This is a genomic window from Microbacterium sp. SL62, from assembly GCF_026672635.1.
GTDB classification, from domain to species: domain Bacteria; phylum Actinomycetota; class Actinomycetes; order Actinomycetales; family Microbacteriaceae; genus Microbacterium; species Microbacterium testaceum_A.
Window position 1 is genome coordinate 946,385 of record NZ_JAPPRM010000001.1, and the last position, 20,564, is coordinate 966,948.

Annotated in this window: 16 protein-coding genes and 1 pseudogene; 11 read left to right on the plus strand and 6 right to left on the minus strand. The window is 70.1% G+C overall.

The annotated features are described in order from the left end of the window. Nucleotides 1-14: 14 nt before the first annotated feature. From OVA26_RS04420 to OVA26_RS04430, 3 genes and pseudogenes are all read right to left on the minus strand, one after another. Complete coding sequence (locus tag OVA26_RS04420; RefSeq protein ID WP_268103181.1) at nt 15-1,043, minus strand: agmatine deiminase family protein; 1,029 nt, start codon at nt 1,041-1,043, stop codon at nt 15-17. 27 nt (nt 1,044-1,070) lie between these two features. After that, nucleotides 1,071-3,944: an aminotransferase gene (locus OVA26_RS04425; RefSeq protein WP_268103182.1), complete on the minus strand. Its 2,874-nt coding sequence runs from the start codon at nt 3,942-3,944 to the stop codon at nt 1,071-1,073. 359 nt (nt 3,945-4,303) lie between these two features. Continuing rightward, nucleotides 4,304-5,977 (minus strand): annotated as a pseudogene (locus OVA26_RS04430) (amidase); the annotation flags it as partial. Nucleotides 5,978-6,031: 54 nt separating this feature from the next. On the opposite strand from OVA26_RS04430, the gene OVA26_RS04435 reads away from it, so the two are divergent. The 4 genes from OVA26_RS04435 to OVA26_RS04450 all read left to right on the plus strand — a co-directional run bounded on the left by OVA26_RS04435 (nt 6,032) and on the right by OVA26_RS04450 (nt 9,177). Beyond that, on the plus strand, nt 6,032-6,688 hold the full coding sequence (locus tag OVA26_RS04435) for a TetR/AcrR family transcriptional regulator (RefSeq protein WP_268103183.1): 657 nt from the start codon (nt 6,032-6,034) through the stop codon (nt 6,686-6,688). Nucleotides 6,689-6,794: 106 nt separating this feature from the next. Further along, nucleotides 6,795-7,565 (plus strand): SDR family NAD(P)-dependent oxidoreductase, encoded by a 771-nt coding sequence (locus OVA26_RS04440; RefSeq protein WP_268103185.1) that lies wholly within the window; start codon nt 6,795-6,797, stop codon nt 7,563-7,565. 99 nt (nt 7,566-7,664) lie between these two features. Continuing rightward, nucleotides 7,665-8,345, plus strand: a complete 681-nt coding sequence (locus OVA26_RS04445; RefSeq protein ID WP_268103187.1) for a phosphatase PAP2 family protein — start codon at nt 7,665-7,667, stop codon at nt 8,343-8,345. A gap of 16 nt (nt 8,346-8,361) precedes the next feature. Beyond that, nucleotides 8,362-9,177, plus strand: coding sequence for a DUF1206 domain-containing protein (locus tag OVA26_RS04450; RefSeq protein ID WP_268103189.1), 816 nt, complete (start codon nt 8,362-8,364; stop codon nt 9,175-9,177). Nucleotides 9,178-9,184: 7 nt separating this feature from the next. Here the strand turns inward: OVA26_RS04450 and OVA26_RS04455 are convergent, their stop codons facing one another. Continuing rightward, the gene (locus tag OVA26_RS04455) at nt 9,185-9,814 is read right to left on the minus strand and encodes a TetR/AcrR family transcriptional regulator (protein ID WP_268103191.1); all 630 of its coding nucleotides are present in this window, start codon (nt 9,812-9,814) and stop codon (nt 9,185-9,187) included. Nucleotides 9,815-9,985: 171 nt separating this feature from the next. Between OVA26_RS04455 and OVA26_RS04460 the strand changes: the two genes are divergently transcribed. Both OVA26_RS04460 and OVA26_RS04465 read left to right on the plus strand, forming a co-directional pair. Further along, entirely contained in the window at nt 9,986-11,557 is a 1,572-nt protein-coding gene (locus OVA26_RS04460; protein WP_268103193.1) for an amidohydrolase, read from the plus strand. Between the two features lie 32 nt (nt 11,558-11,589). After that, nucleotides 11,590-12,945, plus strand: a complete 1,356-nt coding sequence (locus OVA26_RS04465) for an APC family permease (RefSeq protein ID WP_268103194.1) — start codon at nt 11,590-11,592, stop codon at nt 12,943-12,945. Nucleotides 12,946-13,056: 111 nt separating this feature from the next. Here the strand turns inward: OVA26_RS04465 and OVA26_RS04470 are convergent, their stop codons facing one another. Then, on the minus strand, nt 13,057-13,863 hold the full coding sequence (locus tag OVA26_RS04470) for a DeoR/GlpR family DNA-binding transcription regulator (protein ID WP_268103195.1): 807 nt from the start codon (nt 13,861-13,863) through the stop codon (nt 13,057-13,059). Nucleotides 13,864-14,096: 233 nt separating this feature from the next. On the opposite strand from OVA26_RS04470, the gene OVA26_RS04475 reads away from it, so the two are divergent. The 5 genes from OVA26_RS04475 to OVA26_RS04495 all read left to right on the plus strand — a co-directional run bounded on the left by OVA26_RS04475 (nt 14,097) and on the right by OVA26_RS04495 (nt 19,430). Beyond that, nucleotides 14,097-15,389 (plus strand): ABC transporter substrate-binding protein, encoded by a 1,293-nt coding sequence (locus OVA26_RS04475; RefSeq protein WP_268103196.1) that lies wholly within the window; start codon nt 14,097-14,099, stop codon nt 15,387-15,389. A gap of 73 nt (nt 15,390-15,462) precedes the next feature. After that, nucleotides 15,463-16,392, plus strand: coding sequence for a carbohydrate ABC transporter permease (locus OVA26_RS04480; protein ID WP_056226076.1), 930 nt, complete (start codon nt 15,463-15,465; stop codon nt 16,390-16,392). Between the two features lie 2 nt (nt 16,393-16,394). Continuing rightward, nucleotides 16,395-17,267: a carbohydrate ABC transporter permease gene (locus tag OVA26_RS04485; protein WP_056226079.1), complete on the plus strand. Its 873-nt coding sequence runs from the start codon at nt 16,395-16,397 to the stop codon at nt 17,265-17,267. 35 nt (nt 17,268-17,302) lie between these two features. After that, entirely contained in the window at nt 17,303-18,166 is an 864-nt protein-coding gene (locus OVA26_RS04490) for a ketose-bisphosphate aldolase (RefSeq protein WP_268103197.1), read from the plus strand. Between the two features lie 7 nt (nt 18,167-18,173). After that, complete coding sequence (locus OVA26_RS04495) at nt 18,174-19,430, plus strand: ADP-dependent glucokinase/phosphofructokinase (protein WP_268103199.1); 1,257 nt, start codon at nt 18,174-18,176, stop codon at nt 19,428-19,430. A gap of 18 nt (nt 19,431-19,448) precedes the next feature. Here the strand turns inward: OVA26_RS04495 and OVA26_RS04500 are convergent, their stop codons facing one another. Then, entirely contained in the window at nt 19,449-20,552 is a 1,104-nt protein-coding gene (locus OVA26_RS04500) for an FUSC family protein (protein WP_268103200.1), read from the minus strand. Nucleotides 20,553-20,564: the final 12 nt, after the last annotated feature.

Here is a 20,564-nt window from a genome sequence, read left to right on the forward strand (position 1 = left end):
GAAGGCGCCCCGGCTCAGCCGAGGGCGGGCTGCTGCTGCGTGATGCAGTGGATGCCGCCGCCGCGGTCGAAGATCGGGCGCGAGTCGACCGTGACCACCCGGCGACCCGGGTAGGCATCGGCCACGATCTCTCGAGCGCGCGCGTCGGCGGTCTCGTCGCCGAAGCCGCACAGCACGACACCGTCGTTGGTGACGAGGTGGTTGATGTAGCTCCAGTCGAGCCAGCCCTCGTCGTCGCGCAGCGCTGTCGGGGCGGGGATGCCGGTGATGCGCACCTCGCGGCCGCGGGCGGCGAACGCGTCCGAGAGCTCGCGGCGCACCAGACGTGACACCTCGAAGTCGGGGTGGGTGGCATCCGTCTGCTCGTGGATGAGGACGTGCTCGGGCGAGGCGAACGTGGCCACGATGTCGACGTGACCGTTGGTGCCGAGGTCGTCGTAATCGCGGGTCAGGCCGCGGGAGAGCCAGATGGCATCCGTCGCTCCGATCGTGCGGGCCATCTCGGTCTCGACGCGGGCGCGGTCGGCGAAGGGGTTTCGGCGCGGGTCGAGCTGCACGGTCTCGGTGAGCAGCACCGTGCCGGTGCCGTCGACGTGCAGACCGCCGCCCTCCGCGACGAGCAGCGAATCGATGCGCTCGGCGCCCAGGTGTTCGGCGACGATGCGGGCGATCCCCGCCGATTTCTGCCACTCGGCCCAGTCGGGGGCGCCCCAGCCGTTGAAGATCCAGTCGACCGCGCCGAGGACGCCCGGGCGGTCGGGGTCGACGACGAAGGTGGGGCCCATGTCGCGCATCCAGAACTCGTCGAGAGGGGCCTCGACGATCTCGATGGCCGACGAGAGCATGCGCCGGGCTCGGGTCATCTCGGTGGGGTCGACGACCATCGTGACGGGCTCGAACTCCCGTACGGCGTGTGCGACGTCGGTCCAGGCCTGGTAGCCCTGTTCGCGGAACTCCGCGCCCTCGCCGAGGGTGATGCCCTCGCGCGGGAACGCCATCCAGGTGCGCTCGTGCGGGGCGGATTCAGCGGGCATGCGCCACATGGCGTGCTCCTTCTCGGGTGGGTCGGGTCAGTAGCCGGTGGTGAGGACGCGGTCGAGCGCGTCGACGAAGACGTCGACCGAGGCCCGCGTGACCACCAGGGGCGGTTTGATCTTGAGGACGTTCTGGAAATCGCCGGTGGGCTGCATGATCACACCGAGCTCGAGCAGGCGGTCGCAGATCGCCGCGGTCTCGGCGGTCGCCGGTTCGAGGGTCTCGCGGTCGCGGACGAACTCCACCCCGAGGTACAGCCCCGAGCCGTGCACGGTGCCGATGAGGTCGTGCTTCTCGCCGAGCTCTTCGAGGCGCCGCTTGAGGTGGCCGCCGACGACCCGCGCGTTCTCTTGCAGGCCTTCCTGTTCGATCACGTCGAGCACGGCCATGCCGATCGCCGACGAGACGGGCGAGCCCCCGGTGGAGGAGAAGAAGTACCCCTGCGTGCGGTAGCGGTCGGCGATCTCACGCCGCGTGATCACCGCACCGAGCGGGTGACCGCCGCCGATGGACTTCGCCACCGCGACGATGTCGGGCACGGCCCCCTGCTGCTGGAAGCCCCAGAACCACTCGCCGAGGCGGCCGTAGCCGACCTGCACCTCGTCGGCGATCGCGAGCCCGCCGTGGCGGCGGATCGCGGCGTACACCTCGGTGAGGTAGCCGTCGGGAAGAGCGACCCCGCCCGCGTTGCCGAAGTATGTCTCGGCGATCATCCCCGCCGGAGGGCGACCGGATGCCGCGAGCTCGTCGATGACCGCGACGGCCTCGGGCGCGTACTTCCCGGCATCCGCCCCCCGGTGCTTCCCCCGGTACGAGTTCGCCGCGTCGACGGTGTGCACCCAGTCGGGACGCGTCTCGAGGGCGAAGGGGTTGTCGGCGATCGAGGTGGAGACGGCATCGCTCGCGTAGGTCCACCCGTGGTACGCCTCGCGCATCGCGACGATGTCGGGGCGGCCCGTCGCCGCCATCGCGAGGCGGATCGCGAGGTCGGTGGCCTCGGAGCCGGAGTTGACGAAGAACACGGTGTCGAAGCCGTCGGGGAGGGTCGCCGCGATCCGGTCGGCGAAGTCGGTGATCGCGCGGTAATGGAAGCGCGAGTTGGTGTTCAGCAGGTGCATCTGGCGGGAGCCGGCTTCGACCACTCGGGGGTGCGCGTGGCCGACCGAGGCGACGTTGTTGACCATGTCGAGGTAGACCCGGCCGTTCACGTCGATCAGGTGTTCGCGCCACCCGCGCTCGATGCGGGGAGGGGCCGCGTAGTAGTGCTCCTGCACCTCGGCGAGCACCTCGTGGCGTCGCTCGAGCACGTCGTCGTCGACCGGGGCCGCGGCGGGCGCGCCGATCACGGCGCCGGGGTCGCCGGCCACCTCGCGCCAGGCGGCGGCGAGGGCGGGCGTGGTGCGCGTCGGGGGGAGGAGCCCGTCGAGCGAGCGGCGCATCGACAGACGGGTGCGCGCCGGAAGGGTTCCGGATGCCGCGGCGGCGGGCACTCCGCCGATCGCCAGGGTCCCGGCATCCGTCGTCACGATCTGCGACCCGTGCTCGTTGCGCTCGCTCCGATCGAGGGTGACCGGTGACGCGAGCCACACGAGCACGTCGGTCGGCACGGTCTCGGGCGTCGAGGGAAGCGGGTCCGTCGTTCCGGTCAACCGCGCGCGCCACGCGGGCACGGTCACGACGTCGGCGCCCGCGTCGAGGGCGGCGAGAGCCGCGTCGTCGAGCGTGGTGGCATCGAGCCAGGCACCCCCGTCGTTCAGCGGTGACTCCGTCGAGGCGTCGAGCTCGACGTGGCGGCCGAGCGACAGCACAGGGGCGCCGGTCCACGCGGGCTCTTCGAGGCGGGAACGCCCGAGCGCCGCCCGGGTCGCGGCGGTGATCACGGGGATCGGAACGGATGCCGCCTGCACCAGGATCCGGAACTCGCGGTCGAGCGCGACGGTGGCGTACTCGTTCTCGTCGTCGAGGCGCACCTGCGCGCGCCCGCTGAGCACGAGCACCGCGCCGCGGAGGATGACGAGCGGCCAGAGCGCCGTGAGCTCATCGTCGCTCAGGTCGCGCAGGCGGTCGAAGGCGCGGATGGCGGGCAAGGCGCTCTCGGGGGTCGCGCCGTCGTGGTGCAGCACCGACGACACGGTCACGGCGATCTCGCCCACGCGCCACGACGCGCACACGTCGCCGAAGTCGATGACCGCGTCGGGCACCGTCTCGCCGGGGGCGCGCAGCACGTTGTCGTCGGTGACGTCGAAGTGTCCGGCCTGCACGGGCAGCGTGTCCTGCACGGGGGCGAGGGCCGCGCGGGCGGCGTCGGCGGCGCGCTGCACGACGTCTCGCACCTCGGCATCCGGTTCGAGGGGGAGCAGGGTGTCGATGACGCGCCCGGCGTGGCGGAGGTCCCACTGCAGCACCCGGCCGCTCGCGGGGTGGGTGAAGTCGGCGAGCGACAGGCTCACCGCCCCCGACAGGGCGCCCATCTCCTCGACGACGGCGGGGGAGAGGTAGCCCGAGCCCATGAGCGTGCGCCCGGCGATGTTCTCGATCACGCGTGCGTGGATGCGGCCCTGGCTCGACTCCCACCACGTCGACATCGCGCCGCGCGGCCCCTCGACGATGCGCGGGATGCGCACGTGGGGGCTCCGCTCGGCGACGAGAGCCGCCGCGGCATCCTGCATCTCGATCTCGGCCTCGCTGAAGACGGGGTTGCTGAGCTTGAGCACTCCGAGGGGCTCGGTCGAGCCCCGGGCGAAGACGCGGAAGTTCTGGTCCTGCTGGCTGCCGAGCGCCTGCACGTCGATCTCGACGCCGAACGTGTCGGCGAACAGGCGCTGCACCTCGTCGTCGGAGAGCGTCGGGGTGGGCAGGTCGACCTGGCTGAAGTAGTCGAAGACGGGGGTCGGGGCGGTCTCGGTCACGGTGTGTTCCTCGGGTGATTCGGGTGTCACAGGGGAGAGTCGGATGCCGTGGCGACGTCGCCCGCGACGGCACCCCCGGCATCGCGCACGACGACCACGATCAGCGGGCCGTAGGGGGCGATCCACTCGCTCACGGGCTCGCCGGACGGCGCGGGGGCGGCCTCGGCGGTGACCCGGCCGTTCTCGAGTCGCGCGGGAACGCGTACGCCGTCGACGAAGACGGCGTTATCGACCGCGACGCCTCCGCTGACGGTGGCCGAGACGGTCACGCGCTCGCCGTCGCGCGAGACTTCGTCGACGGTGACCGACAGCTCGCCCTCGGCCGCGGGGCGGGGCTCGGCGAACGCCGCCTCATCCGGCAGGGCGGGGGTGCGCGGAGGCGTCGTGCGGCGCTCGCCGAGGGCGGTGATCGCCTGGGCCAGTTGCACGAGGCGGGTGTCGCTGTAGGCGGGACCGGCGAGGGTCAGACCCACCGGCATCCGGGTGTCGGCCATCGTCCCCATCGGCACGGTCACGGTGGGGATGCCGAGGTGGCGGGGAACCAGGTTGCCGTTGGAGACCCACACGCCGTTGCGCCACGCGATGTCGGCCGAGGCCGGGTTCACGTCGGCGTCGGCGGGACCGACGTCGGACTGCGTGGGGAAGATCACGGCGTCGAGGCCCTCGGCATCCATCCACTCCTCGAAGTCGACGCGGCGCGTGTGCTCGAGACCGCGCAGGCCGTGCTCGAGGCTGGCGACGCCGCGCCAGTCGGGCTCCCACTCCTGCGCGCGGGCGACGTACTCGCCGATGTCGTACGAGATGTCGTAGTGCCAGATGCCGTAGCGGTCGGGGAGGGCGCCCGGCGGGTGGGGGAAGATCAGGGCCGCCTCGGCGTCGGCGAGACGGGGCAGGTTCGCGTCGCCGTTGGTGCGGAGGAAGGTGTCCATCGCCCAGACCGCGAGGTCGCCGACCTCGTCGTCGAGGAAGGCGCGCGTGACGAATCCGCGATCGAGGAAGTCCTCGTCGCCCGCGTGCAGCTTCTCGTAGCGGTCCACCGCGGGGAAGTCCGTCTCGACGACCTCGGCGCCCGCGGCCTCGAGGTCGGCACGCAGGTCGTTCCAGAGCGCGATCACGCTGTCGCGCGTGACGATGGGCGAGGCGTTGTCGGGGTCGCCGTTGACGTAGATGCGCGGCACGGCGAGGCGCAGCCCCGCGAGCGGCAGCGGCTCGAGTGCGGCGAACGATGCGGGACGCACCTCGGACGGACGCGGGAGGTCGATGAACGGCTGCGTGCGCCAGAGGTCGCCCTCGGTCTCGGCGTCGTCGGCGACGATCGCGTCGAGGACGTGCTGCAGGTCGCCGACCGACCGCGTGTGCGGCACGACGACGTCCATCGTCGGAACGAGGGGCCAGTTGCCGCGTACCGAGATCACTCCGCGCGAGGGTGTGTAGGCCACGAGGGCGTTGTGCGAGGCGGGAGCCCGGCCCGACGACCACGTCTCTTCACCCAGGCCGAAGGTGCAGAAGCTCGCCGCGGTGGCCGTGCCCGATCCGTTGGACGAGCCCGAACCGAAGGCGGATGCCAGGTACTCGCCGTTGTAGGGCGACTCGGCGCGGCCGTAGACGCCGCGCTGCATGCCGCCCGCGGCCATGGGCGGCATGTTGGTGAGCCCCAGGAACACGGCGCCGGCTGCGCGCAGGCGCTCGACGGCGAAGGCGTCGTCGCCGGCGATCAGGTCGCGGAAGGCCGGAGACCCGGATGCCACGGGCAGGCCCTCGACGCGGTAGCTGTCCTTAGCGGTGAAGGGGATGCCGTCGAGGGGACCCAGCGTGCGCCCCTGTGCGCGACGCAGGTCGGAGGCGCGGGCCGCGGCGAACGCGCGGGGGTCGAGCACGGGCACGCTGTTGAGCCGGATGCCGGAGCGGTCGTAGGCCGCGATGCGGTTGAGGTAGCGGGCCACGAGCTCGACGCTGGTGAGCTCGCCGGCCTCGAGTGCTGCACGCAGGCGGTCGATGTCGGCGTCGACGACGGTGAGGGCCTCGGTGGTCATGGCGGTAAACATACACCGTTTGTTTTAGGTGTGCGAGAGTGAATTCGTGAGACCGTGGACCCACGGCTCGCACCGAAGGGGGAGGCCGTCATCGCCAGACCGCATACGCCACTGCTGAGCCGTGACCTCATCGCGCGGACGGCCCTCGCGCTCGTCGACCGACACGGCCCCGACGGTGCCAGCGTCCGCCGTGTCGCCGCTCGCCTCGGTGTCAATCCCGCCTCGCTGTACAACCACGTCCCCAACCGTGCGGCCATGGTCGAAGACGTCCGCGCGCTCGTCTCGGCGCACATCGACTCGAAGCCGCTGCGGGAACTCCCCTGGGAGGAGGCGCTGCGGGCCTGGGGTCGTTCGTATCGGCGGGCCTTCGCGCGGCACGCGCGCGTGGTGCCCCTGCTGATGACGGAACGCGCGTCCGCGCCTGTGCTCCTCTCGCAGTACGAGGACTTCGCGGCCGCGGCAGAGGCCGCCGGCTGGGCGCCGCGAGACGTGATCCCGCTGCTGACCGCCTTCGAGTCGTTCATCCTCGGCAGCGTCCTCGACATGTCGGGTCCCTCCGTCGTCTTCGACCCCACGGGGCAAGAGGAGGCGTTCCCGCGCTTCTCCGCCGCCTTCGCGACCCTGGCCGACGAAGACCCCGACGACCCCGTGGCCACCCGGGCCTTCGAGCGGGGGCTCGACATGCTCATCGCCTCGGCGCGGCCCCGCTGAGCCGCACGCGAGATAGTGAACCACATTCACTATATTCGTGACAAGATGTCGCTCGAGGCCGCCCTCTCGTCGGACCGCCTCGCCCTCACCCGGAGAGAGAAGCGCCATGCCCGCACCGACAGACATCGCCATCGTGAGCGGGGCCGGAAGCGCCGAGGGGATCGGCGCGGCGACCGCGCTCGCCCTCGGGCGCGCCGGCATGCGGGTGATCGTGACGTCCACCACCGACCGCATCCAGGAGCGCGTGGCTGAGCTGCGCCGCGCCGGGGTCGACGCCCGCGGCGTCGCGGCCGACCTGACGGATCCGCGCGGAGTGGAGGTGGTCCTCGATGCGGCGCGTCAGGCGTTCGGCGAACCGACCGTCCTCGTCAACAACGCCGGCATGACCTCGGTGTCGACGGCCGATTCGCCGGCTGCGATCGACGACATCACCCTCGACCAGTGGGCCATGTCCCTGGACCGCAACCTCACCACGGCTCTGCGCATGACCCGGGCGGTCGTGCCCGGCATGCGGGCCGCCGGATACGGTCGCGTGGTGAACGTGGCATCCATCTCGGGTCCCGTCATGGCCTACACCGGAGATGTCGCGTACCACGCGGCCAAAGCCGGCATGCTCGGGCTGACCCGCGGCGCGGCCGTCGACGTCGCGGCGGCGGGCATCACCGTCAACGCGGTGGCTCCCGGATGGATCGCGACGTCGTCGTCGAGCGCGCACGAGATCGCGATGGGAGCCGCCACTCCGGTCGGTCGATCGGGAACCCCGACCGAAGTCGCCGCGGCCGTGGCGTTCCTCGCGAGCCGCGAGGCGTCGTACATCACGGGCCAGCTGCTCGTCGTCGACGGGGCGAACTCCATCAACGAGGAACGCGGGGCCTGACGGGCGAACCCGTCGACGGGTCGGGGCGTCCAGCGGAGTGCTCTCGGCCCGGTCGGCAATGGCTACCGTTCGAGTGTCCCGACCTGACACGATTCCCGAATGGATGCCACCACCGACGAATCAGCGATCCTGCCCGATCGGCCGAGGGTCGACGCGCGTCGCCCCGTCGCCCTGATCGTGGGCGTGGTCGCGACGGTACTCTTCGTGGCGCTGCGCGTGGCCGTGGACCTCGACGGCGGCGCTCCGTTGGCCTTCGACCAGTGGTGGGATGACGCGATGGCCGCGCAGGCGAATCCCGTGGCGGTGATCGTCGCGTGGATCCCGGCCACCGTCGGCGGCACGATCGGCATGATCGTGATCGGCATCTCGACCACGATCGTCTTCCTCCTGGTCAAGCGGCCGTGGGACGCCCTCAATGTCGCGGGGGCGATCGCGCTCGTCGTGCTCATCGGCGCTCCACTCGCGTCCGTGATCGCCCGCGCCCGACCGTCCGATTCTCTCGCCGAGACCCAGGCGACCTCGTTCCCCTCGGGGCACACCGCCGTGGCGACCACCATCGCCATCACCCTGGCTCTCATCCTGCGCCGAGGGTGGATCTGGGCGGCGGGGGCGGTGTGGGTGCTGCTGATGATGTGGAGTCGCACGTACCTCCACGCGCACTGGCTCTCCGATGTGACCGCGGGGTTCCTGGAGGGGGTGGCCGTGTCGACGTTGGTGTGGGCTCTCGTCGAAGTGTGGCGAGTGCGTCGCGCGCAACGGGTGGTCGACGCGGCCGCGTGAGCGCTATCGTGCCCGGATGACTTCCGCCTCCGCCTCCGCTTCCGCCGCCGCCGACAAGGCGCAGGACTCCACCGCGTTCCGCGTGGCGGCGCGCATCGGCTACGTGGTGCTGGGCCTGCTGCACCTGCTCATCGGGGTGATCGCGATCTCGATCGCCACCGGCGGCGGCGGTGAGAGCGCCGACCAGAGCGGGGCGCTGGGGCAGGTCGCGCAGGCTCCCGCGGGGATGCTGCTGCTGTGGGTCATCGTGATCGGCCTCGCCGCCCTCGCCGTCTGGCAGGTCGCCGAAGCCGTCGCCGAGCGCGACCCGGACGCCAAGAAGCGCTGGGCGCACCGCGCCAAGGACGTGGGGACCGCCGTCGCCTACGGGGCGATCGCCGTCACCGCTTTCACCGTCGTCTCGGGCGGCCGCTCCGACTCGGGGGAGCAGACGCGCACCATGAGCGCCCAGCTGATGGCGACGCCCGCCGGAGTCGTGCTCCTCGTGATCATCGGCTTGGCGGTGGCCGTCATCGGCGTCGCCTTCGTCGTCCGCGGCGTCACCAAGGCGTTCATGAAGAACATCTCGAGCCCCGGCGGGACGGCGGGACGCGGCATCCGAACCTTCGGCATGGTGGGCTACATCGCCAAGGGCATCGCGGTGGGCGTCGCGGGGATCCTCTTCCTGGTCGCGGCGTTCGCGCACGACCCGAACGCGGCCGGCGGGCTCGACGCGGCGCTGCGCTCGCTGGCGGGGCTGCCCTTCGGTCAGATCGTGCTCTGGCTCGTGGGCGCCGGGCTCGTCGTGTACGGCCTGTTCTGTTTCGCTCGCGCGCGCTACGCGCGCATGTGAGTCGGGCTCACGCGGCAGGGCGGGGGCGTGCTCCCGCGATCAGCAGCGAGAGGCCGAGTTCGAATGCCCGCGTGGCGACCGGATCGGCCGGGTCGTGGCGCTCGAGAGTGGCGTAGGCCGCGGCGAAGCGCGGCACGTCCGCCTCCTGTCCGGTGGGGTCGAACATCACCGTCGGGCCGCTCATGTCGAGCACGCTGCCGAGGATGAACGATTCGAACGCCGTGAGCAGGGGCAGGATGTCGTCGCTCGTCCACCCCACACGCTCCGCGGCGATGGCGAAGTCCTCGTACTGCGACATCAGCAGCGGCGTCGACGAGCTGTGGGACATGAGCAGGGGGATCGTCTTCGGATGCCGGCGGAAGGCGTCGCGGTACGACCGGGCCCACAGCGCCAGCCCCTCCTCCCACTCGCGCTCCCGCAGGAACGACGAGTCGATGCGCGAGGAGACCAGCGCTCGCACGTCCTCGATGAGCGCGGCGAGGTTGGGGACGTGGTTGTAGAGCGAGGTCGGGTGCACCTTGAGGCGGTCGGCGACCCGGCGGATGCTCGCGCCGTCGGTCCCGTCGCGGTCGACGAGGGCGAGGGCGGCGCGGGCGATCGCCTCGCGCGAGAGCTTGGGCTGGGACGGCCGGGCCACGGCGGAGCCTTTCGGTCGGGTCTGCCCACGCTACGCGATGGTGCGTGTTTCGGGCGTGTAAGACCTCGGTGACGACCTGACGAAACTCATCCGGCCGATGACGGTGAAGCCGTAGCGTTCCTTAAACCTACGCTGTATGTTTCTCGCAGCGCAGGACACGAGGGAGTCTCCATGGCGATCGTCTTCACGGGCGGAACGATTCGAATCGACGGGCACGAAGCCGACGTCGATCGACTCGTCGTCGTCGACGGTGCGGTGGCCGAGGCTCGGCATCCGCTGCCCGACGACGCCGAGCACATCGACCTCGAGGGCGGGCTGCTGCTGCCCGCTTTCGGCGATGGTCACGCGCACCCGCTGCTCGCCGGTCGAGAGCGCACCGGCCCCGCCCTGCGCGACGCCGGCAGCGTCGACGAGATCCTCGAGCGCGTCCGCGCATGGGCTGCGCTGAGCGACGCCCCCTGGCTCATCGGCGGAAGCTACGACGCCACCGTCGCCCCCGGCGGGATGTTCGACGCGCGCTGGCTCGACGCGGCCGTTCCCGACCGCCCGGTCGTGCTGCACGCGTGGGATTACCACACCGCCTGGGTCAACACCGCGGCGCTGCGAGAAGCGGGACTGGATGCCGACACCCCCGACCCCGAGCTCGGACGACTCGTGCGCCGAGTCGACGGCTCCCCGTCGGGAACCCTCGTCGAGCGTCCGGCGATCGACCTGGTCCTCAACCGCGCCCCCCGCTCCTCGATGCGCGACGACGTCGAGGCGCTCGCCGCGGCCACCGAGGTCCTCGCCGCGCACGGAATCGCCTGGGTGCAGGAAGCGTGGACCGAGACGCACGACGTGCCGGCCTGGATCGCCGCGGCGCGGTCCGGTCGCCTGCGGGTCGACGTCGATCTGGCCCTGCGGGCCGATCCGGCACGGTGGCCCGGCCATCTCGACGAGCTCGTTCGGGTCGCGGCGATCGTCCGGGGCGAGCCCGGGCTCACCTGCCGCACGGTGAAGTTCTTCGTCGACGGCATCGTCGAGAACCGTACGGCCCACCTGCTCGAGTGCTACCACGACGCTCGAACACGGGGACTTCCCAACTGGGACCCCGATCAGCTCGTCGACGCGGTCGCCGCGTGCGACGCCGCCGGTTTCGATGTGCACCTGCACGCGATCGGCGACGCGGCCGTGCGCGCCGCCCTCGACGCCGCCGAGGGGATCCGCGAGAGCGTGCGCCGCGGTCGGCGGTTCACCATCGCGCACGCGCAGGTGATCGACCCCGTCGACCTGCCGCGGCTCGCCGACCTCGACGTGACGTTCTGCTTCCAACCGCAGTGGGCGATGGCCGACGCGGTCATGACCGAGTTGACGCTGCCGCGCCTCGGCCCCCTCCGCGAGCGGCAGTACCGCATGCGCGCGGCCCGCGACGCGGGAGCCCGTCTCAGTTTCGGCAGCGACTGGCCCGTCACCTCACCCGACGTGCTGCTCGGCCTGCGCACCGCCGTCACCCGTCAAGACCCCGACGGTCAGCCGGCCGGGGGCTGGCAGCCCGACGAACGTCTCACCCTCTCCGAAGCCATCGACGCCGCCACGAGCGGCGTGGCCCACCAGGCCGGCGATCACGCCATCCGCGGGACCCTGCGTCCCGGCATGCGCGCCGACCTCGTCTGGCTCGACCGCGACGTGCGCCGCGGCCCCGCCGACCGCATCGCCGATGCCCGAATCCGGGGCACCTGGCGACGCGGCATCCGCACCTTCTGAACCGCTCTTTCCGACCCCGAACAGGAAACCGCATGTCCTCATCCGACACCTCGCTGCGGCGAGTCATGGGAGTCCCCTCCCTCGTCGTCTTCGGCTTGGCGTACATGGTGCCCCTCACCGTGTTCACCACCTACGGCCTCGTCGCCGTCACGACCGGCGGTCACGTGCCGACGGCCTACCTCGTCACCCTCGTGGCGATGCTGTTCACCGCGTTCAGCTACGCCGCCCTCGTCACGGCGTTCCCGCGCGCGGGCAGCGCCTACACCTACGCCCGGCGCGCGTTCGGCGGCACCGTCGGCTTCCTCACCGGCTGGTCGCTCATGATCGACTACCTGCTGCTCCCGCTCATCAACTACGTGCTGATGGGCATCTACCTCAACGCGCAGTTCCCCGGCATCCCGCCGTGGGTATTCGCCCTCGCCGGTGTGCTGCTGATCACGGGTCTCAACATCGTCGGCATCACGGTCGTGCGCAACGCCAACCTCGTCCTGGTCGGCCTGCAGCTGGTGTTCGCGGCCGTCTTCGTCGTGTGCGCCCTGCTGCACGTCGCGCAGAACCCCGGCGTCTCGCTGCTGCAGCCGCTCTACGACGCGGGCCTCACCTTCCCGGGCCTGCTCGCGGGAGCCGCGATGCTCGCCCTGTCGTTCCTCGGTTTCGACGCGATCTCGACCCTTTCCGAAGAGGCCCGCGACGCCGAGCGCACCGTGCCCCGCGCGATCATCCTCACCACGATCATCGGTGGACTCATCTTCACCGTGATCGCCTACGTGTCCACTCTGGTGATCCCGAACGTGGCCGACATCGAGAATCCGGATGCCGCGGCCAACCAGATCATGGAGGTCGCCGCCGGGCGCTGGCTCGAGGTCTTCTTCCTCGTCGCGTACATCGCCGGGTGCATCGCGGCGGCCCTCGCCTCGCAGGCGAGCGTCTCGCGCATCCTCTTCGCCATGGGGCGCGACGGCGTGCTGCCGCGCTTCTTCGCCCGACTGAGCCGGCGCTATCAGACGCCGATCGGTGCGGCGATCTTCGTCGGCGTGGTCTCGCTGGCCGCGCTCTTCGCAGATCTGAACACGGTGGCATCCCTCATCAGCTTCGGAGCCCTCGCCGCGTTCTCGCTCGTCAACCTGTCGGTGATCAAGCACTTCCTCGTCGACGAGCGTGGTCGGGGAGCAGCGGCCGTGCTGCGCTTCGGCGTGCTGCCCGCCCTCGGCTTCGCGCTCACCGCCTGGCTGTGGTTCAGCCTGTCGGCGCTGGCGCTCACGGTCGGTCTCGTGTGGATCGGCGTGGGCATCGTGTGGCTCGCGGTGCTGACCCGTGGGTTCCGCCGCCGCCCGCCCGAGGTGGAGTTCGACGACGAGGCACCCGCGCCGGAGCGCGTGGTCGCCTGACGGGAAGGGGCGAGGCCGGGTGCGGCCTCGCCCCTTGTTGCGAGGTGAACGCCGCGAAGACCGCGTCGGGGCCCGACGAGCTCCTTCGCGTAACCCCTGCACGCGTCCTGATCAGGGGGTCAGGACGGTCACGCCGGCGTCGGCGAGGGCGGCCGCCAGCTCGGGTGAGGGCTCGGCGTCGGTGATGAGGTAGTCGGCTGTCTCGAGCGGGGCGACCTGCGCGAAGAGGCGGCGGTCGAGCTTCGAGGAGTCGGCGAGGATGGCGGTGCGATCCGCACGCTGGATCATCTCGCTCATCATGGTGGCGTCGCCGAGGTTGCTCGTCGAGAAACCCGATCCGTCGACGGCGCCGACGGCGATGAGCGCGTAGTCGCAGCGGATGTCGACTTCGGGTGTGTGGGAGTTCATCGCCAGGGTCACCGGCCCCGTGGTCGCCTGGGTGATGGTGCGGACGGCTCCGCCGAAGATGTAGAGATCGCGGAAGACGCTGGGCGAGATCTCGGCGGGGATGCGCAGGTTGTTCGTCGCGATCGTCAGGTTGCGGTGGTTGCGCAGGGCACGGGCGACCGCGAGCGTCGTGGTCCCGGCGTTGAGCATCAGCACCGATCCGTCTTCGACGAGGTCGGCGGCCAGGGCGGCGATGCGCTCCTTCTCGGAGATCTGCATCTGCAGCCGCACGTCGAGTCCGCGATCGCGACCGGGTACCGACATGGCGCTCACGGCGCCGCCGTGGGTGCGGACGACGATCCCCTCGCGATCGAGCTGGTCGAGGTCGCGGCGGACGGTGTCGATCGAGACGCCGAAGTGCGAGGCGAGGTCGACGACGGTCACCTGACCTGATTCGGCGACGTACGCCGCGAGCTCGGCCTTGCGCCCGGCCGGGAGGCGCCGCTTGACCGTGGCTGTGGATGCGTCCATGCCGTCATCTCTAGCACAGCGGCGTTCGCTCGTCCTCAGATTTTGTGGAAAAGCCGCAAAGAACGGCACGGGTTCCGCGCTTTTTGCTGCCATCAGCGCCGCTATGCGCTCGAATAATCACGAATGTGCATCGAACTCTTGCGAGACCCGGCAACGAAGCGCATACTCGTGCTGAAAGACGCAAGAACGCGCAGAACGGCGCGAAATGCGGCAGATCTCAACGAGGAGAAACGATGGACAACAGCGGGCGCCGGCGTCGGAACGCCATCAAGCTCGTCGGTGTCGCAGCAGCGGCCACGACCCTCCTGGCGATGGCGGGGTGCTCGTCGAACAGCTCGGGCACGTCCTCCGACGGGAACGTCACGATCGAGTTCGCCCAGTGGTGGGAGCCCGAGCTGGGAGACGGACAGTTCCGCGGGCTCATGGATGAGTTCGAGAAAGAGAACCCGGGCATCAAGGTCGACCTGGTGAGCGGACCCTACGCCTCGACCAAGGAGCAGCTGTTCGCCGGGGCGGCATCGGGCACGATGCCCGACGTCGTCGGCCTCGACGGCGCATGGGTCAGCGACTTCGCCAAGCAGGGCGTCATCGCCGACCTCTCGAAGCTCATGAGCGACTCCGGCTACGACGAGAGCCAGCTCGCCAGCCAGATCAAGGTCGACGGCAGCACGTACATGATCCCGGTGGTCAATTTCGTCTACCCCATGTTCACGAACGACGGCCTGCTCTCCCAGGCCGGAGTGTCGGCCCCGCCGTCAACGCGGACCGAGTTCGCCGACGCGGCCAAGAAGATCACGGCCCTCGGCGGCGACGTGTCGGGCTGGGTGCTCCCGTTGTCGCTCGAAGCCCCCAACGGCGTGCAGAACGACGTCATGTCGTGGGTCTGGGCCTCGGGCGGCTCGATGCTCAAGGACGGCCAGCCCGACCTGACCAACAGTGACGTGTCCTCGGCCACCGACTTCATCCAGCAGATGTGGGATGACAAGGTCATCGCCCCGGGTTCCTTCACCATGAAGGAGCAGGACAAGGTCGAGGAGTTCACCAACGGTCGCGTCGGCATGATGATCGACTCGCTCGCGCACATCAACCTCATCCGTCAGTCCAACCCGGATCTCACCTTCTCGATCTCGGCGATCCCCGCGAAGGACGGGTTCACCGGCGAGCGCGGGATCCCCTACGCCTCGTGGGGCATCGGCGTCGCCGAGAACTCCGAGCACAAGGACGCCGCCTTCAAGCTGGTGCAGTTCCTGATGGGCAAGGACGTCAACAGCGAGCTGTCGACCATGGCCAAGGCCTTCCCGGGCAACACCGAGAGCGTGCCGACCTTCGTCGAAGACGACGCGCTGTTCAAGACCGCCTTCGACATCTACAAGAAGGGCTACCCGGCGAACGAGTTCACCGGTCTGCCCGTCGCAGAGGAACTGATGCGCCAGTTCGGCACGGAGTTCCAGTCGGCGCTCGACGGCCAGGAGTCGATGAGCGACGCCCTCAAGAAGACGCAGGACGAATGGACGTCGGAGTTCTGATCCGACCCCGAACCGGGATGCCGCATCGCCACCGCTCGCGGTGCGGCATCCCGCTCAGCGAAAGCCGCACCTCATGACCATGCGCACCCTCACGCCTCCCGATACCGAGCTGATCGTCACCGGACGGCCCGCCTCGCGCCGCACCCGGCAGCTCCGCAAGGCCGGCGAGGCATACGTCTTCCTCTCGCCGACCCTCATCCTTCTCTTCGTCCTGATGATCGTCCCGATCGTCATGGTGATCGGGTACTCCTTCCAGGACAACGTGATCCTGAACAAGAGCCCCGACCTGGTGGGGGTCGACAACTACGTCGCGATCCTCACCGACCCGGGCTTCTGGAAGGCCACCGGCAACACCCTCTTCTTCACCCTCACGAGCGTCGCCGCGCACCTCGTGCTCGGACTGTCGTTCGCCCTGCTGCTGAACAGCCGACTGATCGGCGCCGTCCCCCGGGCGATCTTCCGCGGCCTCTACGTCTTGCCGTGGCTGTTCACGGTGGCCGTGATCGCGGTGCTGTGGCGCATGCTGCTCGCCCCCAACGGCATCGTCAACTTCCTGCTGAACACGAACATCGAGTGGCTCGCCTCGCCGCAGCTCGCTCTCGGCACCGTCACCTTCATCAACATCTGGGCCGGCTACCCCTTCTTCATGGTGAGCCTGCTCGCGGGTCTCCAAGGCATTCCAAGCGATCTGTACGAGGCCGCCACCGTCGACGGCGCCAGCCCCGTCCAACGGTTCTGGAACGTCACCGTCCCGCAGCTGCGCCCGATCATCGTCAGCCTCGTGCTGCTCGACCTGATCTGGACGTCCCAGCAGTTCGCGCTCATCTGGCTGACCACGGGCGGCGGTCCGATCGACGTCACCGAGATGCTCAGCACGTTCACCTACAAGCTCGCGTTCGCGAAGTACGACTTCTCGATGGCCTCCACCTCGGCGGTGCTGGTCCTGGCGATGTCGATGATCGTCGCGGTGCTCTACGTCCGCCACCAGAAGGCGAGGGACTGACCATGGCCCTGACCACCCCCGCGCGCCCGCGCGCCACCCGTACGGCCACGCGCCGTCGCTTCGCCCAAGCCGGCGTGCTCGTCGGCCTGCTCATCGGCGCGGTGTTCGCCGCAGGTCCCGTGCTGTGGATGCTGTCGAGTTCGTTCAAGTCGAACACGCAGATCTTCGAGCTGCCGCCGCGGCTGATCACCGACACGTTCTCGTTCGACGCCTACATCTCGATCTTCACCAACCCCGAGACGGTGCGGTTCTTCATCAACAGCTACGTCGTGGCGGGAGCGGTGACGATCCTGACGCTCCTGGTCGCGATCCAGGCCGCCTACGCGTTCAGCCGCTTCGAGTTCCGCGGCAAGCGGATCGTCAACGTCATCATCGTCAGCGTCCAGGCGGTCCCACCCATCACGCTGCTCATCCCGTACTTCGGCCTGATGGTCGGGCTCGGCCTCTACAACACCTATCCGGGCCTGATCTTCACGTACATGGTGTTCACGCTGCCCTACGCGATCATCATGATGACCGGGTACTTCAACACCCTCCCGAAGGAGCTCGACGAGGCGGTCCGCGTCGACGGCGCCGGCTCCTTCACGGCCCTGTGGCGCGTGCTCGTGCCGATCTCGATCCCGGGCATCGTCTCGGTGGGCATCTACACGTTCATGATCGCGTGGAACGAGTTCCTCTTCGCCCTGACCCTCACGCGCACCATCGACATGCGCACGGTGCCCATCGGCATCCAGTTGCTCATGGGCCAGCACTCCTACGAGTGGAACCAGATCATGGCGATGAGCATCCTCGGCTCGATCCCGGTGCTGGTGCTCTTCCTCTTCTTCCAACGCTTCTTCATCAGCGGCCTCACGGCCGGCTCGGTGAAGAGCTGACCGCCGCCTACCCAACCCCGAACAAGGAGTCATCCGTGCTTTACACCGGCAAGTCCATCCTCGACGTCGCCAACGCCCACAGCTTCGCCATCCCGGCCTTCAACATCAGCGACTGGGCGATGTTCACCGGGATCATGGACATCAGCGAGGAGAAGAACGCTCCGGTCATCATCGCCATCCACCCCGACGAGGTCTCGCACATCACCACCGACCTGATCCCGGCGATGCACGCCCGCGCGCACCGCTCGAGCGTGCCCGTGGCCATCCACTGGGACCACGGCGGAACGTACGAGCAGATCATCACCGCGATCAAGGCCGGCTTCACCTCGGTCATGATCGACGCCTCGCTCGAGCCGTTCGAGCAGAACGTGGCGCTCACCCGCAAGGTCGTCGAGGCCGCCCACGCCGTCGGCGTGCAGGTCGAGGGGGAGCTCGGAACCATCGGCGCGAACGACAGCTACGGAGAGTCGGGCGCGGCCGAGATCATCTACACCAACGTCGACGATGCGGTGCGCTTCGTCGAGCAGACCGGGGTCGACAGCCTCGCCATCGCCATCGGCACCTCGCACGGGCTCTACCCGGCCGAGAAGAACCCCGAGCTGCGCCACGACCTGCTCGAGCAGATCAAGGCGGCCGTCGGCATCCCGCTCGTGCTGCACGGCGGCTCGAGCAACCCCGACGCCGAGCTCGCCCGCGCGGTGTCGCTCGGCATCAACAAGATCAACATCTCGAGCGACATCAAGGTGGCGTACCACGACCGCATGCGCGAGGTACTCGGCACCGATCGCCGTCTGCGCGAGCCCAACGCCATCCAGCCCGAGTGCATCGCGGCGATGAAGGTCACGGCCGCTGAGAAGATCGACCTGTTCGGCGCTGCCGGCACGGTCGACCTCTACTGATCGGACGGTGATCGACGTCATGGCGGAAGACCTCGTCCTCGGACTCGGCGGCACCGTCGACTACGAGATCCGGTGGGATGCCGAGGTGCTCACGGCCCTGGCTGCGCAGCACGGCATCCGTCTCGACGAGTTGACCACCACGACGCCGATCATCGACGAGCGCGCGCTCGTCGTCACGGTGCTCGCCTTCCTCGCCACGGGCGGGGGAGGCGAGCGCTTCGTGCTGTCATCGGAGATCGTCGAGACCTTCGCGGCGCACTTCGACAAGACGATCACGCTCGGCGGAACCGGGGTGCGGGCGGGCATCGCCCTCGATCGCATCGGCGTGCCCACCGTGCAGCACCTCGTGAGCATCGACGACAACGTGCGGCGCCTGCTTCCGGCCTCGATGAGCATCGTCTCGTCGGCCACGCGAGACACCCTCGATCCGCACCTCATCGTGCAGTATCCCGCGGGCGCCACGGTGCGCCTCGTCGACGGGGCGGTGACGGCGCCGGCGTCGAACCGCCTGATCTTCGCCAACGACGCCCCCAACCGCGAGATGGCTATTGCCCCCGATCTGGGCGACGCCCTCGAGGGGGCTGCGGCGTTCCTCGTCTCGGGGTTCAACACGATGCAGGATGCCGACCTGCTCGAGGCCCGGCTCGACGATCTCGTCTCGGCGATGAGACGCCTGCCCGCCGAGGCTCTCATCTACTACGAGGACGCGGGCTTCTACCACCGCGAGCTCGCCGCCCGGGTGCGCGCGCGGCTCCTCGAGCGCATCGACGTGTACGGCATGAACGAGGACGAGCTGCAGGAGTACCTGGGGCGACCCGTCGACCTGCTCTCGCCCGACGACGTCGTCGCCGCCCTCGCCGAGGTGCACGAGCTCATCCCGGCGCGGACGCTGGTCGTGCACACGACCTTCTGGGCGATCGCGGTCGGCCCCTCGGCGGCCCGGCACGCGGCGGGACTCGAGAGCGCCGTGCGCACCGCCGCGACGCGCTACCGCCTCGGCGACTCCTGTACCGCCGCCGATCTCGAGGTCACCGCCCGGTCGCCCCGTCACGCGGGCGGTGCGGCGGTCGTCGAAGCCGCGCGGCAGCGCAGCGGAGCGGTCGGGGTCGCGGCCTACGTCGTCGACACCGCGCAGCCCACCACGATCGGTCTCGGAGACACCTTCGTCGGCGGCTTCCTCGCCGCGGTGCCCGCGGCTGTGCGCCGTGCGACAGCCGTCGCCCTCGACCGCGCGCTGGATGCGGTGACCGGGCGCGTGGGTTGATCCAGACGCAGATTCCCGTCACCGCGCCGCGGTGTCGGCATCCGGATCCGAGAACGGTCCGCACGCCGCGATGACGCGGCGCAGACTCACGGCGGCCTCCCACGCGTCGAGAGGTTCGTCCTGCGCGTCGAGGGAGCGCAGGCTCTCGGTGTAGCGGGTCAGGGCGGTCTCCGCGGCGCGCAATTCGCCGGCCGTGGCCTGCGGCTCGGGCGGCGTGGTGGCCAGGCGGGACACCCTCTCGATCGCATCGGCGAGGAGGCGTCGCGCGTCGCCCGGCAGGCGGGTGTCGACGTCGGGGCCCGCGGTGAGCCGCGCCAGAGCGCCGGCGAGCTCGCGGGTCGCGTCGGCCGTGCCCGTCAAGGCGTCGAGTCGTCGCCGACCCAGGTCGCGCGGCGTCTTCAACCGTCGCCCGCGCGGGTTGTAGCGGCGACTCTCGTCGGCGAGATCGACCTCCTCCCGCACCTCGACGAGGGTCCCCTCCAGGTCGGCGGCGGCCCGGTCCGCGGCCTCGGGGTCGAAGGAGCGTCCCGCGAGCGACGACGACATGGCACGGAGGACGTCGCCGAGCGCGTCCCGAAGCCGGCTCAGCCGGTCGTCGGCCTTCTTGACGCGCAGCGGCGGGACCACGACGAGGTTGACCACGACGCCGACCACGACACCGAAAGCCATCGTCACCAGGTACGACACCGAGTATCCGTCGGGATCGGCGCCGCCGAGCAGTAGGACGAAGAGACCGGCGATCGCCACCCAGTCCCGCCCGACGCCGAGGGCCCGCACGCCCGCGAGCAAGACTCCGATCAAGATGACGAGGGCGACGGCGACGATACGGGGCAGACCCGTGCCCACGACGGCGAGGCTGCCCAGTCCTAACCCGATGCCGAGTGCGAGACCGATCACGGCCTGCGCGCCGCTCGACGCGGAACGCGCGACCGTCGGATACATGCTCACGAGCACCCCGAGCGGGGCGTAGTACGAGTACTCGCTCTGCGCGAAGGGCACGAGAGGGGCGAGGTACCAGGCGAGAGCGGCGGCCGCGGCCGTCTTGGCGGCGAGCAGCAGGCGATCGGCGGTGACCGCGTCGGACCACCATCGGCGCGGGTCGAGGGAGGCGGGAACGGTCATGAGCGGGCGGTG

Coding starts and splice junctions, on each gene's coding strand:
- OVA26_RS04420 (WP_268103181.1), bottom strand. CDS start 1,043: ATGTGGCGCATGCCCGCTGAATCCGCCCCGCACGAGCGCACCTGGATG.
- OVA26_RS04440 (WP_268103185.1), top strand. CDS start 6,795: ATGCCCGCACCGACAGACATCGCCATCGTGAGCGGGGCCGGAAGCGCC.
- OVA26_RS04445 (WP_268103187.1), top strand. CDS start 7,665: ATGGATGCCACCACCGACGAATCAGCGATCCTGCCCGATCGGCCGAGG.
- OVA26_RS04450 (WP_268103189.1), top strand. CDS start 8,362: ATGACTTCCGCCTCCGCCTCCGCTTCCGCCGCCGCCGACAAGGCGCAG.
- OVA26_RS04460 (WP_268103193.1), top strand. CDS start 9,986: ATGGCGATCGTCTTCACGGGCGGAACGATTCGAATCGACGGGCACGAA.
- OVA26_RS04465 (WP_268103194.1), top strand. CDS start 11,590: ATGTCCTCATCCGACACCTCGCTGCGGCGAGTCATGGGAGTCCCCTCC.
- OVA26_RS04470 (WP_268103195.1), bottom strand. CDS start 13,863: ATGGACGCATCCACAGCCACGGTCAAGCGGCGCCTCCCGGCCGGGCGC.
- OVA26_RS04475 (WP_268103196.1), top strand. CDS start 14,097: ATGGACAACAGCGGGCGCCGGCGTCGGAACGCCATCAAGCTCGTCGGT.
- OVA26_RS04480 (WP_056226076.1), top strand. CDS start 15,463: ATGACCATGCGCACCCTCACGCCTCCCGATACCGAGCTGATCGTCACC.
- OVA26_RS04485 (WP_056226079.1), top strand. CDS start 16,395: ATGGCCCTGACCACCCCCGCGCGCCCGCGCGCCACCCGTACGGCCACG.
- OVA26_RS04500 (WP_268103200.1), bottom strand. CDS start 20,552: ATGACCGTTCCCGCCTCCCTCGACCCGCGCCGATGGTGGTCCGACGCG.